The following is a 16,514-nucleotide window of genomic DNA, read 5'->3' as shown; positions in this document are numbered from 1 at the left end:
GCCCCGCGGGCTCAGACGACGCGGTCTGCCAGCAGCGCCAGCCGCTTGCTGCCCACGCGGGTGAGCAGCAGGGTCGCCGAGGCGGTGCCCGACAGCTTGAGCTTCGTCCGCAGCGTCGCCGGGTCGACGTCGACCCCGCGCTTCTTGATCTCCAGGGTGCCGATGCCCCGCTCGCGCAGCGCCTTGGACAGATTCTTCACATCGGCCGGCAGACGCTCGCGCACCCGGAAGCTCGACACGAACGGGCTCGTCATGGCGGCCTCGCCGGTGAGGTACGCGATGCCCGGGGCGAGCATCCCGGCATCCAGCCGCCGGGCGACCTCGCCGATCAGCCTGGCGCGGATCACGGCGCCGTCCGGCTCGTGCACGAACGCGCCGAGCTCGCGCACCGGTGCGTCGGGTGCGTCGGCGGCGGCGGTGATCTCATGGGCGGTGTCGCCGCGCAGCACGAGGGCGGCACGGCGGATGCCGGGACGCGCGAGGCGGCCGGTCCACACGACGAGTTCGATGGTCGAGCCGTCGACGCTGATCCACTGCGCCTCGACGTCGGCCGGCAGGGCCGTGCGGTCGAAGGCAGGACCCAGCTTGATGCCCGCCGGCGTTTGCTCGGCCAGCGAGAAGACCCATTCCAGCGAGGGCGACCAGGCGTCGGGGCCCAGTCGGGTGGTCTCGGTGTGACCGGCGGTACGACGGGCCGGATCGAGCCAGACCGCGTCGACCGAGGGGACGTCGAACGACTCCGCGCGACCGTGGTGCACCCGCACCTGCTGGCCGAACGGGGCGAGGTTGTACGCCGCGATCGCCGCGGTCACCTCGTCGGCTTCGACGGCCTCGACCTCCAGGCCCAGGGCGGCCAGGCCCAGCGCGTCGCCGCCGATGCCGCAGCCGAGATCGGCCACGCGGGAGAAGCCGGCGTCGCGGAAGCGGCCGGCGTGACGCGCGGCGACCGCCAGCCGCGTGGACTGCTCCAGGCCCGCGCGCGTGAAGAGCATCCGATCGGCGAACTCGCCGAACTTCGCCTCTGCCTTCACCCGCAGCCTGGCCTGGCCGACGACGGCGGAGACCAGATCAGGGGAGTGCCCCGCAGCCCGCAGTCGCGACACCGCAGCGGCCGCGTCGGCGGTGCTGCGGATGGGACCGGTCGCGTCGAGCAGCCGCAGCCCTTCGGGGGTCAGCAACGCGGTCAGCTCGGACAAGTCCACCCGTTCAGCCTAGGGTGGCCGGCCGTCGCGCGCCGCCACGTGGCTGCGCGACCGGCCGGCGTCACGGGGCGTCACCTCGACTGGCACTCGCGTTGCATGAGTGCCAGTGCGCCCGTACACTTGCGTTAGCACTCTCAACAGGTGGGTGCTAACGAGTCTTCAGTTCCAAGAAAGAGGTAGACCGTGTCGGTTTCCATCAAGCCGCTCGAGGACCGCATCGTCATCAAGCAGGTCGAGGCCGAGCAGACCACCGCCAGCGGGCTGGTCATTCCTGACACCGCGAAGGAGAAGCCCCAGGAGGGCGAGGTCGTCGCCGTGGGCCCCGGCCGCATCGACGACAACGGCAACCGCATTCCGCTCGACGTCGCCGTCGGCGACCGCGTGATCTACAGCAAGTACGGCGGCACCGAGGTCAAGTTCGGTAGCGACGAGCTGCTCGTGCTGTCGGCCCGCGACGTGCTGGCTGTCGTCGTCCGCTGATCGGACTGCTCTTCACTTCTGAAGGCCCCGGATGCCACTGGCATCCGGGGCCTTCGTCGTTGCGGCGGCTCTAGGCTGAGGCGGTGACGACAGCCCCTGCCGCCGACCCCGCCCGCGAGCGCCTGCTCGGCGGGGTGTACGCCTTCGCGTCCTACTTCCTGTGGGGCTTCATGCCCCTCTATTTCCTCGTGCTCGCCCCCACCGGCCCGTGGGAGGTCGTGTCCTGGCGGGTGCTGCTGTCGTTCGTCTTCTGCCTGCTGCTGCTGACGGTGACCCGGTCGTGGCCGAAGATCATCGCGATCGTGCGCCGGCCGCGCCTGCTGCTGTGGACGGCCGTCGCCGGGGCGCTGATCTACGTCAACTGGCAGGTCTTCCTCATCGCCACGCTCACGGGCCACGTGCTCGAGGCGAGCCTCGGATACTTCATCAATCCGATCGTGACGGTGCTGCTCGGGGTGCTGGTGCTGCGTGAGCGCCTGCGGGTCACGCAGTGGGTCGCCCTCGGCATCGCCGCAGCGGCGGTCGTGGTCATCGTCGTCGGCTACGGCGCCTTCCCGTGGATCGCCCTCACCCTCGCCGCCTCGTTCGGCCTGTACGGGCTGGTGAAGAAGCAGCTGGGTCCGGCGGTGGATGCCGTCAGCGGCCTGACCCTCGAGTCGTTCTGGCTGCTGCCGGTCGCGATCGTGCAGCTCATCGTCGTCGGCGCGACCACCGGTATCACGATGGGCACCGCCGGTATCGGGCACGCCGTGCTGCTCGGGCTCGCCGGGGTCATCACCGCCACGCCGCTGCTCTTCTTCGCCGCCGGCGCGCGGCGTGCGCCACTGACGGTCATGGGCCTGCTGCAGTTCGTCGCGCCCATCCTGCAGTTCGCGATCGGGGTGTGGCTCGGTGAGGACATGCCGCCCGAACGCTGGGCGGGCTTCGCGCTGGTGTGGCTCGCGCTCACCCTGCTCACCGCCGACTCGCTCCGTCATGCCCGGCGGCCGCGCGGGGTGGACGACCTCGGCGCGGTGACCTGAGCGGATGCCGTCGCTCCGGCATCCGCTCATATCAAATGCGGGCGCCGCCGTTATCGTTCCGAGACTGTTCTGTTTCAGACCGTTAACACATCGCAACATTGCGGGTGAGGAGCGGGGTTTAGGTTGGGACCCACTGGCACGGCGCCCGACCTTCCGTGTCTTTCACCACAATTAGGGAGCACTATGAGCGTCTTCACACGTTCGCGCCGTTCCTCGTTCCTCGGCGTCGTCGCCGTGGCCGGGGCGAGCGCGATGATCCTGGCCGGCTGTGCCGGTACGAGCGAGCCCGCAGAGACCTCCGCGGGGCCGACCGAGGAGCGCGAGGCACTCACCCTCAGCATCGGCACCGTTCTGCCGCAGACCGGCTCGCTGGCATACCTCGGCCCGCCGGAGGAGGCGGGTGTGGGCCTGGCCGTCGCCGAGATCAACGAGGCGGACAAGGGCATCACCGTCGAGGTGGAGTACGGCGACTCGGGTGACACCGACAACAAGGCCTACGAGACCACCGTGCCGCGCCTGCTCGGCAACGGGGTGCAGGCCCTCATCGGCGCCGCGTCGTCGGGTGTGACCAAGCTGTTCCTCGACCAGGCCGTCGGTGCCGGCGTCATCACGTTCTCGCCGGCGAACACGTCGCCGGACTTCACGACGTGGGACGACGACAACCTCTACTGGCGCACCGCCCCCAGCGACCTGCTGCAGGGCGAGGTGCTCGGCAACCTCATCGCGGAGGACGGCCACAAGGCCCTCGGCATCATCTACCTGAACGATGCCTACGGCACCGGCCTCGAGGCCGCGCTGAGCGAGACCTTCACCGCCACCGGTGGCGAGGTCGTCGCCAGCGAGTCGTACAACCTGGGTGACACGAACTTCAGCGCACAGGTCTCGTCGATCCTCGCCGAGAACCCCGACGCCATCGCGGTGATCGGGTTCGAGGAGACGGCGACCATCGTCCCGTCGTTCGTGAACAGCGGCTTCGACGGCGCGAACTTCTACTTCGTGGATGGCAACATCTCGCAGTGGGGCGCCGACATGCCGGTGTCGATCGAGGGATCGAAGGGCACCCAGCCCGGCCCGGTGCTTTCGGACGACTTCCAGGAGCGCCTGTCGGCCCAGTGGCTCGAGCAGGACGGCAGCGAACTGGTCGACTTCAACTACGCGGCGGAGTCGTACGACGCCGTCGTGCTGCTGGCGCTCGCCGCACTCGCGGCCAACTCCTCCGACCCGGGCGACATCGCCGGTGCGCTGGCGGAGGTCTCGGGCGGCTCCGGCGATGGTGAGAAGTGCGAGTCGTTCGCCGACTGCGCCGACATCATCCTCGACGGTGGCACCGCCGACTACGACGGCTACTCCGGTGGCGTCGCGTTCGACGAGGCCGGCGACCCGACCGAGGCGACGATCGGCATCTTCCAGTACGGCGCCGACAACATCCACACGCGCGTCAACTGACGCCGCGCGAAAGGCCCCGGAGCGTGCTCCGGGGCCTTTCCCGTGCCCGCGGCGTGCCCGTGCCCGCGGCCTGCCCGCGCCGGTGCCCGCCGGCGCTGCCCCGTGCCTGCGCGTGCACGCCGGTGCCCGCCCGTGCTGCTCGAGTGTCGCGTTTGGCTGGTTGCTGCGCGGGGCAGGGTCCGTTTGCGACACCGGAACAGGCCGCGCGATGCCCCGCGGTTCGCGGTGCTGACGCGTGCACGCCGGTGCCCGCCCGTGCTGCTCGAGTGTCGCGTTTGGTCGGTTGCTGCGCGGGGCATGGTCCGTTTGCGACACCGGAACAGGCCGCGCGATGCCCCGCGGTTCGCGGTGCTGACGCGTGCACGCCGGTGCCCGCCCGTGCTGCTCGAGTGTCGCGTTTGGCTGGTTCCTGCGCGGGGCAGGGTCCATTTGCGACACCGGAACAGGCCCGCGCTGGCCCGTGCCGCGGCGCCCGCGCGCGCTGGCCCGGCCCGCGGTGCCTGCCCGTGCACGGCTCACGCGCGCGAGAAAGGGGGGTGGATGCCGTGGCATCCACCCCCCCTCGTCCGGGCGCCCCGCGTCAGTCGTCTTCGCCGAGCGTGCCCAGGTACAGTCCGATGACCTTCGGGTCGCTCAGCAGCTCGCGGCCGGTGCCCTGGTACGCATCGCGCCCCTGGTCGAGCACGTATCCGCGGTCGCAGATCTGCAGGCAGCGGCGCGCGTTCTGCTCGACCATGATGATCGTCACGCCCGCCTTGTTGATGTCGGAGACGCGGATGAACGCGTCGTCCTGGCGCACCGGTGAGAGGCCGGCGCTGGGCTCGTCGAGCAGCAGCACCGCCGGGTCCATCATGAGCGCACGGCTCATCGCCACCATCTGGCGCTCGCCGCCCGAGAGCGAGCCGGCGCGCTGCTTGAGTCGCTTGCCGAGCTCGGCGAAGATCCCGGTGACGAATTCCAGCCGCTCGGCGTAGGCCTTCGGCCGCTGATAGAGACCCATCTGCAGGTTCTCCTCGATCGTCAGCGACGGGAAGACGTTGTTCGTCTGCGGCACGAAGCCCACTCCGCGCTGCACGAGCTTGTCGGATTTCAGTCCGACGATGCTCTCGCCGTTGAGCGTGATCTCGCCGCCCCGCACCTTCACCATGCCGAAGATCGCCTTGAGCAGCGTCGACTTGCCGGCGCCGTTGGGGCCGATGATGCCGATGAGCTCACCGCGATGCGCCACGAGATTGGCGTTGTTGATGATGTTGATACCCGGCAGGTATCCCGCGGTCAGATCGTCGACGCTCACCACGACTTCCGAAGACACCGCGGTGGCGCCGCCGGGGCCTGCGCCGGTTGAGGGCTCGCTCACTTCGTCTCCTCCTCGGCTTCGGCGATCGACGCCTCTTCCTCTTCGTGGATCTCCTCCAGCAGCGCCATCGCGGACGTGTCCAGCTCTCCCGCGACGCGACCGGTCACCACGCCGAGGTCGACGTCCTGATGCGCGCCGAGGTAGGCATCGATGACCGACTTGTCCTGCATGACGCTGTCGGGCGGACCCTCGGCGACGACCTTGCCCTCGGCCATCACCACCACCCAGTCGGCGATGTGGCGCACCATGTGCATGTCGTGCTCGACGAACAGCACGGTCATGCCGAGCTCCTTGAGATCGAGGATGTGGTCCAGCAGCGACTGCGTCAGTGCCGGGTTCACCCCCGCCATCGGCTCGTCGAGCATGACCAGGTTGGGGTCGCTCATCAGCGCCCGCGCCATCTCCAGCAGCTTGCGCTGACCGCCCGACAGCGATGCGGCGTAGTCGTCGGCCTTGGTGTCGAGCTTGAACCGCGCCAGCAGCTCGCGGGCCTTCTGCTCGATCTCGGTCTCCTGCTTGCGCCAGAGGAAGGGCAGCATGCTCGTCCAGAACCGCTCGCCGATCTGCTTGGTGGCGCCCAGCTTCATGTTCTCCAGCACCGTCAGGAGAGACAGTGCCTTGGTGAGCTGGAACGTGCGCACCTGGCCCATGCGGGCGACCTTGAACGACGGGATGCCGGACAGCTGCTGGCCGTCGTAGCTCCACGTGCCCGAGTTCGGCTTGTCGAAGCCGCAGAGCAGGTTGAACAGCGTGGTCTTCCCCGCGCCGTTCGGCCCGATCAGCGCGGTGATCGCGTTGCGCGGGATCTCCAGGTGCTCGACGTCGACGGCCGTCAGGCCGCCGAAGCGACGGGTGACGTTGTCGGCGATGAGGATCGGGTCGACCTTCGCGACGCCGGGGACCGGTTCGCCCTTGGCCAGGCCGCCGGTCTTCGGGCGGCGGATGCTGCCGGTCGACGGCGGCGGCTCGGGTGGCGACTGAGGCGTGTTACTTGACAAAGGTCAGCTCCCTCTTGTTGCCGAGGATGCCCTGCGGGCGGAAGATGACGAGCAGCATGAGCGCGACGCCGACGAAGACGAAGCGCAGGGTGCCCGCCTGGATGGGCGAGATCGGCAGGATGCCCTGGGACGCGAGTGCCGGGAGCACCCCGTCGAGGAATGCCATGATCACCCAGAAGATCACCGCGCCCAGTGCCGGACCGAACACGGTGGCGGCGCCGCCGAGCAGCAGGATCGTCCAGATGAAGAACGTGAGGCTCGTGGTGTACGTCGCCGGCACCACCGCCGAGGGCAGGGCGAACACGACGCCGCCCATCGCCCCGAAGATGCCGCCGAGCACGAGGGCCTGCATCTTGTAGCCGAAGACGTTCTTGCCGAGCGAGCGCACGGCATCCTCGTCTTCGCGGATGCCCTTGAGCACGCGGCCCCACGGGCTGCGCATCACCGACCACACGATGAGGATCGCCACGGCCAGCAGGAACAGGCCGAACACCCGCACCCACAGTTCGGTGGCGGTGTAGACCCACGGGCCGAATCCGTACGTCCCTTCGGGGAACGGGTTCGCCGCGCGGAAGCCGGCGTGGTAGCCGCCGAGACCGTCGGCCGAGTTGGTGTACTCGTCGAAGGCCGTCGTCGTGAACAGCAGGCGCACGATCTCCGCCGCCGCGATCGTCACGATGGCGAGGTAGTCCGCACGCAGGCGCAGCGTCGGGATGCCGAGGATGAGCGCGAACACGCTCGCCGCGACCATGCCGACGATGATGCCGACCCACCAGGGCAGCCCGAACGACAGGATCGAGATCGCGTAGCTGTACGCGCCGATGGCCATGAATCCGGCCATGCCGAAGTTGAGCAGTCCGGCGTAGCCGAAGTGCACCGCGAGGCCCGTCGCCGCGAGGGCGTAGGCGATCGTCGTCGGGCTGAACAGCCACCCCGCGGTGTTGTTGAGAATGCCTCCCCAATCCATGGTCGCCTCCTATCCGAGTCTCTCTTTGCGGCCCAGGATTCCCTGGGGCCTCACCAGCAGGATCAAGATGAGGACGACCAGCGCCCCCACGTACTTCAGGTCCGACGGCAGCCAGAGGGTCGAGACCTCGACCAGCAGACCGACGATGATGGCGCCGACGAGGGCGCCGAACGCGGTGCCGAGACCGCCGAGCGTCACGGCGGCGAAGATGAGCAGCAGGATGTGCACGCCCATGTCCCACCGCACGCCGGGGCGGAAGTAGCCCCACAGGATGCCGGCGAGCGCCGCGAGGGCGGCGGCCATCATCCAGACGATGCGGACGACCCGGTCGACGTCGATGCCCGACGCGGCGGCGAGCCCGGGGTTGTCCGAGATCGCGCGGGTGGCCTTGCCGACGCGGGTGCGCAGCAGCCACAGTGCCACCGCCACGATGACGATGATGCTGATGCCCATCGACATCAGGCTCACCGGAGACAGCTGCACCGCCCCGAACAGCGGGATGCGGGTGGAGCCGGCGCCGGGCAGCTGATACGTCGAACCGGTGAGGAAGTACTGATACAGGTATCGCAGCGCCAGCGACAGGCCGATGCTGACGATCATCAGCGGCACGAGGCCGATCCCGCGGCGGCGCAGCGGCCGCCACAGCCCGGCATCCAGCGTCCAGCCGAACGCTGCGCCGACGATGACCACGACCGGGATCGTGATCCACATCGGCACCTGCCAGAACGTCCCCATGACGATCGCGATGATCGCGCCGAAGGTCACCATCTCGGCGTGGGCGAAGTTCGTCAGACCCGTGGTGCCGAAGATGAGCGAGACGCCGATGGCGGCGAGGGCCAGCAGCAGACCGAAGTTCAGGCCGTTGAAGATGCGCTCGACCAGCTGGTCGATGAACGACGTGGTCTGGCGCACCCCCTCGCCGAGGAACAGGTTGACGATCTTCGAGCCGGTGAGGCCGAACTCCACCTCCTGCGACGCCGATTCGCCTTCGACGATCACGCCGTCGGGAAGCGTGGACTCGTCGACGGTGAGGGTGTACGGGTCCTTCTCGGGAACATAGAGGCGCCAGCGGCCGTCGGCGCCGGTGACGGTCTCCGCTTCGAAGCCACCACCCTCGATCCCGACGGTGACGTCGGGGACGGGCTCGTCGTCGAAGGTGATGACACCGCCGAAGTAGTAGTCGGTCTGCTCCTGATCGCCACCCGGGGTGTCGGGCGGTGTCGTCGCGGCGTGTGCCCCTGTCGGGGCTGCCAGCAGGGCCATAGCCGCAGCAAGGAGAAGACCGACGAGGACACCCAGCCATCGGGGGCTGCGTCGCTGCGTCGTCGTGGTGGAACTCACGGAACCTCCGCTTTCGGTACGGGAGGCCGATTCGCGGGTTCGACATCAGCCTCGATGTACGACGGTATGAGCGTAATGTGTCGGCGTTGTTTCGCCTACGGTACGTTTCCAAGCCGTTCTCACGCGGCGCGGCGCGACCCGGACATCGGCACGATGCGGTACGCGCGCGGGAATGAACGGGTCCTTCCGGCGCTTAGAATCAGTACAGGCGCCATCGCCGGCCGTCGTCGAACACCCGCACAACGCGCCGCGCGCGCAGGAGACACACCCATGGATCACAACGACCCCTTCGGCTTCGTCGGACTGACCTACGACGACGTGCTTCTGCTTCCCGGGCACACAGACGTCATCCCCAGCGACGCCGACACGTCCTCGCGCGTGACCCGCCGCATCACGGTGGCAACGCCGCTCATCGCCGCGGCCATGGATACCGTCACCGAGGCGCGCATGGCGATCGCCATCGCCCGCGAGGGTGGGCTCGGCATCATCCACCGCAACCTCTCCATCGCCGATCAGGCCGCGATGGTCGACCGCGTCAAGCGCAGCGAGTCGGGCATGATCACCGACCCGATCACGACCACGCCCGACGCGTCGATCGAAGAGGTCGACGCCATGTGCGCGCAGTACCGCATCTCCGGGCTGCCGGTCGTCGACGATGACGGGCGCCTGCTGGGCATCATCACCAACCGTGACATGCGCTTCGTCTCCGGCTTCGAGCGGCAGACCACCAAGGTGCGCGACGTCATGACCAGCGAGGGACTGATCACCGGCAAGGTCGGCATCGGGGCGAACGAGGTCATCGCCCTGTTCGCCCACCACCGGGTCGAGAAGCTGCCGCTCATCGACGATGACGGAAAGCTCGCCGGTCTCATCACGATCAAGGACTTCGACAAGAGCGAGAAGTATCCGCTGGCCACGAAGGACGAGCAGGGTCGCCTGCGCGTGGGTGCGGCGATCGGCTTCTTCGGCGACGCGTGGGAGCGCGCCGAGGCGCTGCGCGACGCGGCGGTGGACGTGCTGGTCGTCGACACGGCCAACGGCCAGTCGGCGGGTGTGATCGACATGGTGCGGCGCATCAAGGCCGACCCGACGTTCGACCACATCGACGTCATCGGCGGCAACGTCGCCACGCGCGAGGGCGCACAGGCGCTCATCGACGCGGGAGTGGATGCCGTCAAGGTCGGCGTCGGACCGGGGTCGATCTGCACCACCCGCGTCGTCGCCGGCGTCGGCGTGCCGCAGGTGACCGCGGTGTACGAGGCATCCCTCGCAGCGCGCGAGGCCGGCGTCCCGGTGATCGCCGACGGCGGGCTGCAGTACTCCGGCGACATCGCGAAGGCGCTCGTCGCGGGAGCCGACAGCGTGATGATCGGCTCGCTGTTCGCCGGCACCGACGAGTCGCCGGGCGAGATCGTGTTCGTCGGCGGCAAGCAGTACAAGCAGTACCGCGGCATGGGCTCGCTCGGTGCGCTGCAGACGCGCGGCAAGAAGACGTCGTACTCCAAGGACCGCTACTTCCAGGCCGACGTGCCCAGCGACGACAAGCTCATCCCCGAGGGGATCGAGGGGCAGGTGGTGTACCGCGGACCGGTGTCGGCGGTGGCCTACCAGCTCGTCGGCGGCCTGCGCCAGTCGATGTTCTACGTCGGCGCCCGCACGGTCGAGGAGCTGAAGGCCCGCGGCAAATTCGTGCGGATCACCCCCGCAGGGCTGAAGGAGTCCCACCCCCACGACGTGCAGATCGTGGTCGAGGCCCCGAACTACCGCAAGTAGCCTGCGCACCGCCGCCGCCTTCCGGCCCCCGAGCACGCACTCGGCGGGTGGGGAAGAGGGGGCGGGTAGGCTGGAGGGGTGAGCATGGAGATCGAGATCGGCCGCGCCAAGCGCGCACGCCGCGCCTACGCGTTCGACGACATCGCGGTCGTGCCTTCGCGGCGCACCCGCAACCCCGAGGACGTCTCGACGGGCTGGGCCATCGACGCCTTCCAGTTCGACATCCCGGTGCTGGGCGCCCCGATGGACTCCGTCGTCAGTCCGCGGACGGCCATCATGCTGGGCCGTCTCGGCGGGCTCGGTGTGCTCGACCTCGAGGGCCTGTGGACCCGTTACGACGACCCGGACCCCCTGCTGGCCGAGATCGCAGGGCTCCCCGCCGAGAACGCGACCGCCCGCATGCAGGAGCTGTACGCCGAGCCGATCAAGCCCGAGCTCGTGCGCGATCGGCTCGCCGAGATCCGCGCCGCAGGCGTCACCGTCGCCGGCGCCCTCACCCCGCAGCGCACGCAGGAGCTGTACGAGACCGTCGTCGCCGCCGGCGTCGATCTGTTCGTCATCCGCGGCACCACCGTCTCGGCCGAGCACGTCTCCAGCGTCGACGCGCCCCTGAACCTCAAGAAATTCATCTACGACCTCGACGTGCCCGTCATCGTCGGTGGTGCGTCGACCTACACCGCGGCCCTGCACCTCATGCGCACGGGCGCGGCGGGCGTGCTCGTCGGCTTCGGCGGAGGAGCCGCCTCGACCACCCGCGCGACGCTCGGCATCCACGCACCCATGGCGACCGCCGTCGCCGACGTCGCCGGCGCTCGCCGCGACTACCTCGATGAGTCGGGCGGGCGCTATGTGCACGTCATCGCCGACGGCAGCGTCGGCACCTCGGGTGACATCGTGAAGGCGCTCGCCATGGGGGCGGATGCCGTCATGCTCGGCGTCGCCCTCGCCCGCGCCACCGACGCCCCCGGGCGCGGCTACCACTGGGGCGCCGAAGCCCACCATCCCCAGCTCCCGCGCGGCAGCCGTATCCGCGTCGAGCAGAAGATGAACCTCGAGTCCGTGCTCTACGGGCCGGCCCCCGTCGCAGACGGAACCGCCAACCTCATCGGCGCGCTCAAGAAGTCGATGGCGACGACCGGCTACTCGGACCTCAAGGAGTTCCAGCGCGTCGAGGTCGTCGTCGCGCCGTACGCAGCCAAGTGATGCACGCGCACGACCCGCACACGCACGCCACCCCCGGTGCGGGGTCGGCGACGAGCGCGTCGACGGCGGATGCCGCGGCATCCGCCGTGCCGCTGCAGTTTCCGCCGACGCTGCGCGAGGTGATGCTCCGTCCCTGGTGGCTCGGCATGCTCGCCCTCGCCCTGGCGATCGCCGGCGTGTTCGCCTGGCTCGGCCAGTGGCAGCTGGGCAATGCCATCGACACCGACCCACCGCGCCCGGGGGCGACCGAGCAGGTGCGGCCCATCGCCGAGGTGACCGAGCCCGGGCAGTATCTGTCGCAGCCGCTGGGAGGCCAGAAGGTCGAGGCGTCCGGGAGATGGATCCCCGGCGACTTCCTCGTCGTGGGTTCCCGTTTCAATGACGGGACGGAAGGCTACTGGGTCACCGGCCAGCTGCGCCTCGACGCCGCCTCCGTCGGCAGTGACCAGCCCACGTCGCTGGCCGTCGCCGTCGGCTGGGCGCCCACACGCGAGCGTGCCGCCGCCGCCGTCGAGGAGCTCGAAGCGCAAGCCGAACAGCACCCGGATGCCGTCGTCGACGTCACCGGTCGGATCATCGCCGACGAAGGTCCCGCCATCCCGCCGCGCGGGACGGACCCGCACGAGATGACCCGCATGTCTCCGGCGGCTCTGCTGGCGCAGTGGCATGACACCGAGGGCCTCGACGTGTACCGCGCGTACCTCACATCGGCCGAGCCGTTCGCCGGCCTCGAGGCGATCCACTCGCCGCCGCCCGACGAGGGCTCGTCGGTGAACTGGCTCAACATCTTCTACGCGGTGGAGTGGGTCGTCTTCGCCGGCTTCGCGTTCTACATGTGGTACCGGCTGGCCCGCGACGCGTGGGAGAAGGAGCTCGAGGCCCTCGAGGAGGATGCCGCCGCGAACGCGCCGTGAGGCCTCCGCGCGCGGGCGGGGGACTCAGGCGGCGGCGGTAGGATGGAACCCATGCCGGCACCCAAACTCGCCTCCTTTCCGGCGATCCGCGGGGCTCTGCGCTTCTACCAGATCGCCTCGGTGATCACCGGTGTGGGACTGCTGCTGCTCTGCGCCGAGATGGTCCTGAAGTACACGCCCCTGGCTGTCGAGGTCTTCGCCGGGGGTTCGGGCGGACTGCTGTGGCTCGCGCCCGTCGTCCCCGGTCCCGAGGGGGAGCTCATCTCCACCGGTGACGGTCTGAACCTGTCGCTGGGCATCCTCATCGCGCACGGCTGGTTCTACGTGGTGTACCTCTTCGCATGCTTCCGCATCTGGAGCCTCATGCGGTGGCCGTTCTGGCGGTTCCTGCTGCTGGCCAGCGGCGGCATCGTGCCCCTGCTGTCGTTCTTCATGGAGGCCGGCGTCGCCCGCGACGTCAAGGCCTACCTCGCCCGCCGCGAAGCCGATGCCGCAGCTGCGGCGGTCGTCGCCGGCGACGCCGCTCCCGTGCCAACCACGCCCCCGGCGTCCGCCGGTGCACCCGATCCCGCCCCCGCCCCCGCTACGGAAGGCAACCGTTGACTTCTCAGACCGAGACCGCCCAGCGCCCCGTGCTGGTGGTCGATTTCGGCGCCCAGTACGCCCAGCTGATCGCGCGCCGCGTGCGCGAGGCCGGCGTCTACAGCGAGATCGTGCCGCACACCGCGACGGCCGAGGAGATCGCCGCCAAGGACCCGGTGGGCATCATCCTCTCCGGCGGTCCGTCGTCGGTGTACGAGCCGGGCGCCCCGGCGCTCGACCCCGCCGTCTTCGACCTCGGCGTGCCCACGCTGGGCATCTGCTACGGCTTCCAGGTCATGGCCAAGACCCTCGGTGGCGAGGTCGCCAACACCGGCCTGCGCGAGTACGGCGCGACCGATGCCGCGCTGAGCGGCGACGGCGGCGTGCTGCTGTCGGGTCAGCCGTCCACGCAGAACGTGTGGATGAGCCACGGCGACCAGGTCTCGGCCGCGCCCGAGGGCTTCGAGGTGCTCGCGTCCACCGCCGCCACCCCCGTCGCCGCCTTCGGCAGCGACGAGCGTCGCCTGTACGGCGTGCAGTGGCATCCGGAGGTCAAGCACACCGACCACGGCCAGGAGGTGCTGGAGAACTTCCTGCACAAGGCGGCCGGGCTTCCCGCCGACTGGAACAGCGGCAACGTCATCGCCGAGCAGGTCGCGAAGATCCGCGAGCAGGTCGGCACCGGCCGCGTCATCTGCGGGCTGTCGGGCGGGGTCGACTCCGCCGTCGCTGCGGCCCTCGTGCACGAGGCCGTCGGCGACCAGCTCGTCTGCATCTTCGTCGACCACGGCCTGCTGCGGAAGAACGAGCGGGAGCAGGTCGAGCAGGACTACGTCGCCTCCACCGGCGTGCGTCTGGTCACCGTCGACGCCCGTGAGCGGTTCCTCACCGCGTTGGCCGGTGTCAGCGACCCCGAGCAGAAGCGCAAGATCATCGGGCGCGAGTTCATCCGCACCTTCGAGCAGGCCGAGGCGGAGCTCGTGGCCGAAGCCGAGGCCGACGGTCAGCCGATCCGCTTCCTCGTGCAGGGCACGCTGTACCCCGACGTCGTCGAGTCCGGCGGCGGCAGCGGCACGGCCAACATCAAGAGCCACCACAACGTCGGCGGCCTCCCTGAGGACCTGCGGTTCGAACTCGTCGAGCCGCTGCGCACCCTCTTCAAGGACGAGGTGCGCGCGATCGGCCGCGAGCTGGGTCTTCCCGAGGTCATCGTCGCGCGCCAGCCGTTTCCGGGCCCCGGCCTCGGCATCCGGATCGTGGGCGAGGTCACCGCTGACCGTCTCGAGATTCTGCGTGAGGCCGACGCCATCGCCCGCGAGGAGCTGACCAAGGCCGGCCTCGACGGCGAGATCTGGCAGTGCCCGGTCGTGCTGCTGGCCGACGTGCGCTCCGTGGGGGTGCAGGGCGACGGCCGCACCTACGGCCACCCGATCGTGCTGCGCCCGGTCTCGAGCGAGGACGCGATGACCGCCGACTGGACGCGCCTTCCCTACGACGTGCTGTCGAAGATCTCCAACCGCATCACCAACGAGGTGCGCGAGGTCAACCGCGTGGTGCTCGACGTGACGAGCAAGCCCCCGGGGACCATCGAGTGGGAGTGAGCCGGTGACGGATGCCGCGGCCTGAGGGTCGCGGCATCCGTCGTTTGCGGCCGGGGATCGGCAGCCGACCGAGAGGCGTGGGGGAGGATGGATCGATGACCGACCCCGTGCTGCCCGATTCCGTGCTGCCCGATGCCGACTACCTGGTTCTGGCGAGCCGGCTGATCCCCGACCGCGACGGCGGCTTCACCATCTCGGTGCTGCGCCGCGCGCAGGACATGGCCGCCGCCGGCGCGCGGGTGACGCTGCTCACCGTCGACCCGGGCGAGCGGGCCGACCACGACCGCGATCGCGCGGAGTGGGTGCGCCGGGGGCTGCTCACGGACCCGGACGACCTGCGCAACCTCTTCGACGACGCCCGCGCGGATGCCGGCTGGCTGCGCGCGGCGGCCCTGCCGCTTCCCGCGCCGGCGCCGGACGAAGACGCGCACGGCACGGTGACCGGCGCCCGTGTCATCGCCGATGCCGCAGGCCGCACCGTGCTGGAGCTTCCGGTGATCTCCGGTGACCCGGCATGGCACCTGAGTTCCGCGCCGGTGACCGTGTGGTCCGAGGACGGCGCGGCGCCGGTGGGCTGGCTGCCGGGGTTCGGCGGGCTGTACCGCGCGTGGGTGAATGCGCGCGCCGCGGCATCCGCACGCCCGGTGGCGGTGCTCTGCGAGGCGCGCCAGGTGGGGGAGCTGCTGGTGGCCGATGCGCCTCCGCTGCTCGACCCCGCGATCCGGGTGCTGCACACCACCCACGCCTGCCACCTGCAGGCGCCGTATACGTGGGACGCGCCGATGGATGCCGCGTGGTCGCGGTGGCTCGACATCGCCGACCGCTTCGACGGCGTGCTGTGGCTCACCCCGTCGCAGCAGCGCGACGTGGAGCGACGCGTGGGCGACGGCATCCGCTCGTTCGTCGTGCCTCATCCCGCGCCGTCGGGGCTCGCGAACGACCCGGTGGCGGGGCGCATCGTCATGCTCAACACGCTGAGCGCCCGCAAGCGCGTCGATCACGCCATCCGGGCGCTGGCGACCGTGCGCGCGTCGGTGCCGCACGCCGAGCTGCATGTCTACGGCGACGGGCCGGAGCGCGCGGCGCTGCAGTCGCTCGCCGACGAGCTCGGCGTCGCCGACGCGGTGGTGCTGCACGGTCACACCGCCGATCCCGAGGCGGCGTGGGCCACCGCCGACCTGTTCGCCTTGACCAGCACGAACGAGGGGCAGCCGCTGGTCGTGCTCGAGGCGCTGGGCCACGGTGTGCCGGTGGTCTCGTACGACATGCCCTACGGGCCCCGCGACACCCTCGCGCGAGGCGGCGGCATGCTGGTGCCCGACGGTGACGTCGACGCTCTCGCCGGCGCGCTGACCGCGCTTCTGACGGGGCCGGGCGTGCGCGCCTGGCTGTCGGATGCCGCGCGGGCGGCGGCCGCGCAGATGGATGCCGCCTCCTCGATGCGCGCTCTCGCCGTCGCCGCGCGCGCCGCCCTCGACGCCCCCGCCTCGCGCCCCGGCCGCCCGCCGCATCGGTGAGACGAATCCTGACGGCCGAGAACATGGGTGGTACCCGCCGTCTCGGCCACCGGCTTTCGTCTCACGGTGGGGACGGGGCGGGGGACGGGGCCGGGGACGACGAAGGGGCCG

At 70.3% G+C, this 16,514-nt stretch carries 14 protein-coding genes; 9 read left to right on the top strand and 5 right to left on the bottom strand.

What is annotated here, in order from left to right; all coding sequences use genetic code 11:
* Positions 1–11 precede the first annotated feature (11 nt).
* On the bottom strand, positions 12–1,202 hold the full coding sequence (locus tag QNO26_RS12375; RefSeq protein WP_257526368.1) for a THUMP-like domain-containing protein: 1,191 nt from the start codon (positions 1,200–1,202) through the stop codon (positions 12–14).
* Between the two features lie 183 nt (positions 1,203–1,385).
* On the opposite strand from QNO26_RS12375, the gene groES reads away from it, so the two are divergent.
* The 3 genes from groES to QNO26_RS12360 all read left to right on the top strand — a co-directional run bounded on the left by groES (position 1,386) and on the right by QNO26_RS12360 (position 4,150).
* A complete protein-coding gene (gene groES, locus QNO26_RS12370) occupies positions 1,386–1,682 on the top strand; it encodes a co-chaperone GroES (protein ID WP_257526369.1) in 297 nt (98 codons plus the stop codon).
* Between the two features lie 83 nt (positions 1,683–1,765).
* Complete coding sequence (gene rarD, locus QNO26_RS12365) at positions 1,766–2,704, top strand: EamA family transporter RarD (protein WP_257526370.1); 939 nt, start codon at positions 1,766–1,768, stop codon at positions 2,702–2,704.
* 183 nt (positions 2,705–2,887) lie between these two features.
* Complete coding sequence (locus QNO26_RS12360) at positions 2,888–4,150, top strand: ABC transporter substrate-binding protein (RefSeq protein ID WP_257526371.1); 1,263 nt, start codon at positions 2,888–2,890, stop codon at positions 4,148–4,150.
* Between the two features lie 580 nt (positions 4,151–4,730).
* Here QNO26_RS12360 and QNO26_RS12355 read toward each other — a convergent pair.
* Genes QNO26_RS12355 through QNO26_RS12340 form a run of 4 tightly spaced genes read right to left on the bottom strand, consistent with a single transcriptional unit; the run spans position 4,731 to position 8,735 of the window.
* Entirely contained in the window at positions 4,731–5,507 is a 777-nt protein-coding gene (locus QNO26_RS12355) for an ABC transporter ATP-binding protein (protein ID WP_374679347.1), read from the bottom strand.
* The gene (locus QNO26_RS12350; RefSeq protein ID WP_374679348.1) at positions 5,504–6,505 is read right to left on the bottom strand and encodes an ABC transporter ATP-binding protein; all 1,002 of its coding nucleotides are present in this window, start codon (positions 6,503–6,505) and stop codon (positions 5,504–5,506) included. The genes QNO26_RS12355 and QNO26_RS12350 overlap by 4 nt, the downstream gene beginning before the upstream one ends.
* Positions 6,495–7,472 (bottom strand): branched-chain amino acid ABC transporter permease, encoded by a 978-nt coding sequence (locus tag QNO26_RS12345; RefSeq protein ID WP_257526372.1) that lies wholly within the window; start codon positions 7,470–7,472, stop codon positions 6,495–6,497. The genes QNO26_RS12350 and QNO26_RS12345 overlap by 11 nt, the downstream gene beginning before the upstream one ends.
* 9 nt (positions 7,473–7,481) lie before the next feature.
* Positions 7,482–8,735 (bottom strand): branched-chain amino acid ABC transporter permease, encoded by a 1,254-nt coding sequence (locus QNO26_RS12340; RefSeq protein ID WP_257526373.1) that lies wholly within the window; start codon positions 8,733–8,735, stop codon positions 7,482–7,484.
* A gap of 348 nt (positions 8,736–9,083) precedes the next feature.
* Here QNO26_RS12340 and guaB point away from each other — a divergent pair, with 348 nt between their 5' ends.
* The 6 genes from guaB to QNO26_RS12310 all read left to right on the top strand — a co-directional run bounded on the left by guaB (position 9,084) and on the right by QNO26_RS12310 (position 16,403).
* A complete protein-coding gene (gene guaB / locus QNO26_RS12335; RefSeq protein WP_257526374.1) occupies positions 9,084–10,586 on the top strand; it encodes an IMP dehydrogenase in 1,503 nt (500 codons plus the stop codon).
* 84 nt (positions 10,587–10,670) lie between these two features.
* On the top strand, positions 10,671–11,789 hold the full coding sequence (locus tag QNO26_RS12330) for a GuaB3 family IMP dehydrogenase-related protein (RefSeq protein WP_257533930.1): 1,119 nt from the start codon (positions 10,671–10,673) through the stop codon (positions 11,787–11,789).
* A gap of 122 nt (positions 11,790–11,911) precedes the next feature.
* On the top strand, positions 11,912–12,703 hold the full coding sequence (locus tag QNO26_RS12325) for an SURF1 family protein (RefSeq protein ID WP_257638260.1): 792 nt from the start codon (positions 11,912–11,914) through the stop codon (positions 12,701–12,703).
* Positions 12,704–12,754: 51 nt separating this feature from the next.
* Positions 12,755–13,306: a DUF3817 domain-containing protein gene (locus QNO26_RS12320; RefSeq protein WP_257526375.1), complete on the top strand. Its 552-nt coding sequence runs from the start codon at positions 12,755–12,757 to the stop codon at positions 13,304–13,306.
* Positions 13,303–14,886 carry a glutamine-hydrolyzing GMP synthase gene (gene guaA / locus QNO26_RS12315; protein ID WP_257526376.1) on the top strand — a complete coding sequence of 528 codons (1,584 nt, stop codon included), beginning with the start codon at positions 13,303–13,305 and terminating at the stop codon, positions 14,884–14,886. The genes QNO26_RS12320 and guaA overlap by 4 nt, the downstream gene beginning before the upstream one ends.
* Before the next feature lie 95 nt (positions 14,887–14,981).
* Positions 14,982–16,403, top strand: coding sequence for a glycosyltransferase (locus QNO26_RS12310; RefSeq protein WP_257526377.1), 1,422 nt, complete (start codon positions 14,982–14,984; stop codon positions 16,401–16,403).
* Positions 16,404–16,514: the final 111 nt, after the last annotated feature.

The sequence above is a fragment of the Microbacterium sp. zg-Y1090 genome (assembly GCF_030246945.1).
Taxonomy (GTDB): Bacteria; Actinomycetota; Actinomycetes; order Actinomycetales; family Microbacteriaceae; genus Microbacterium; species Microbacterium wangruii.
This window is presented reverse-complemented; position numbering and strand designations above follow the sequence as displayed.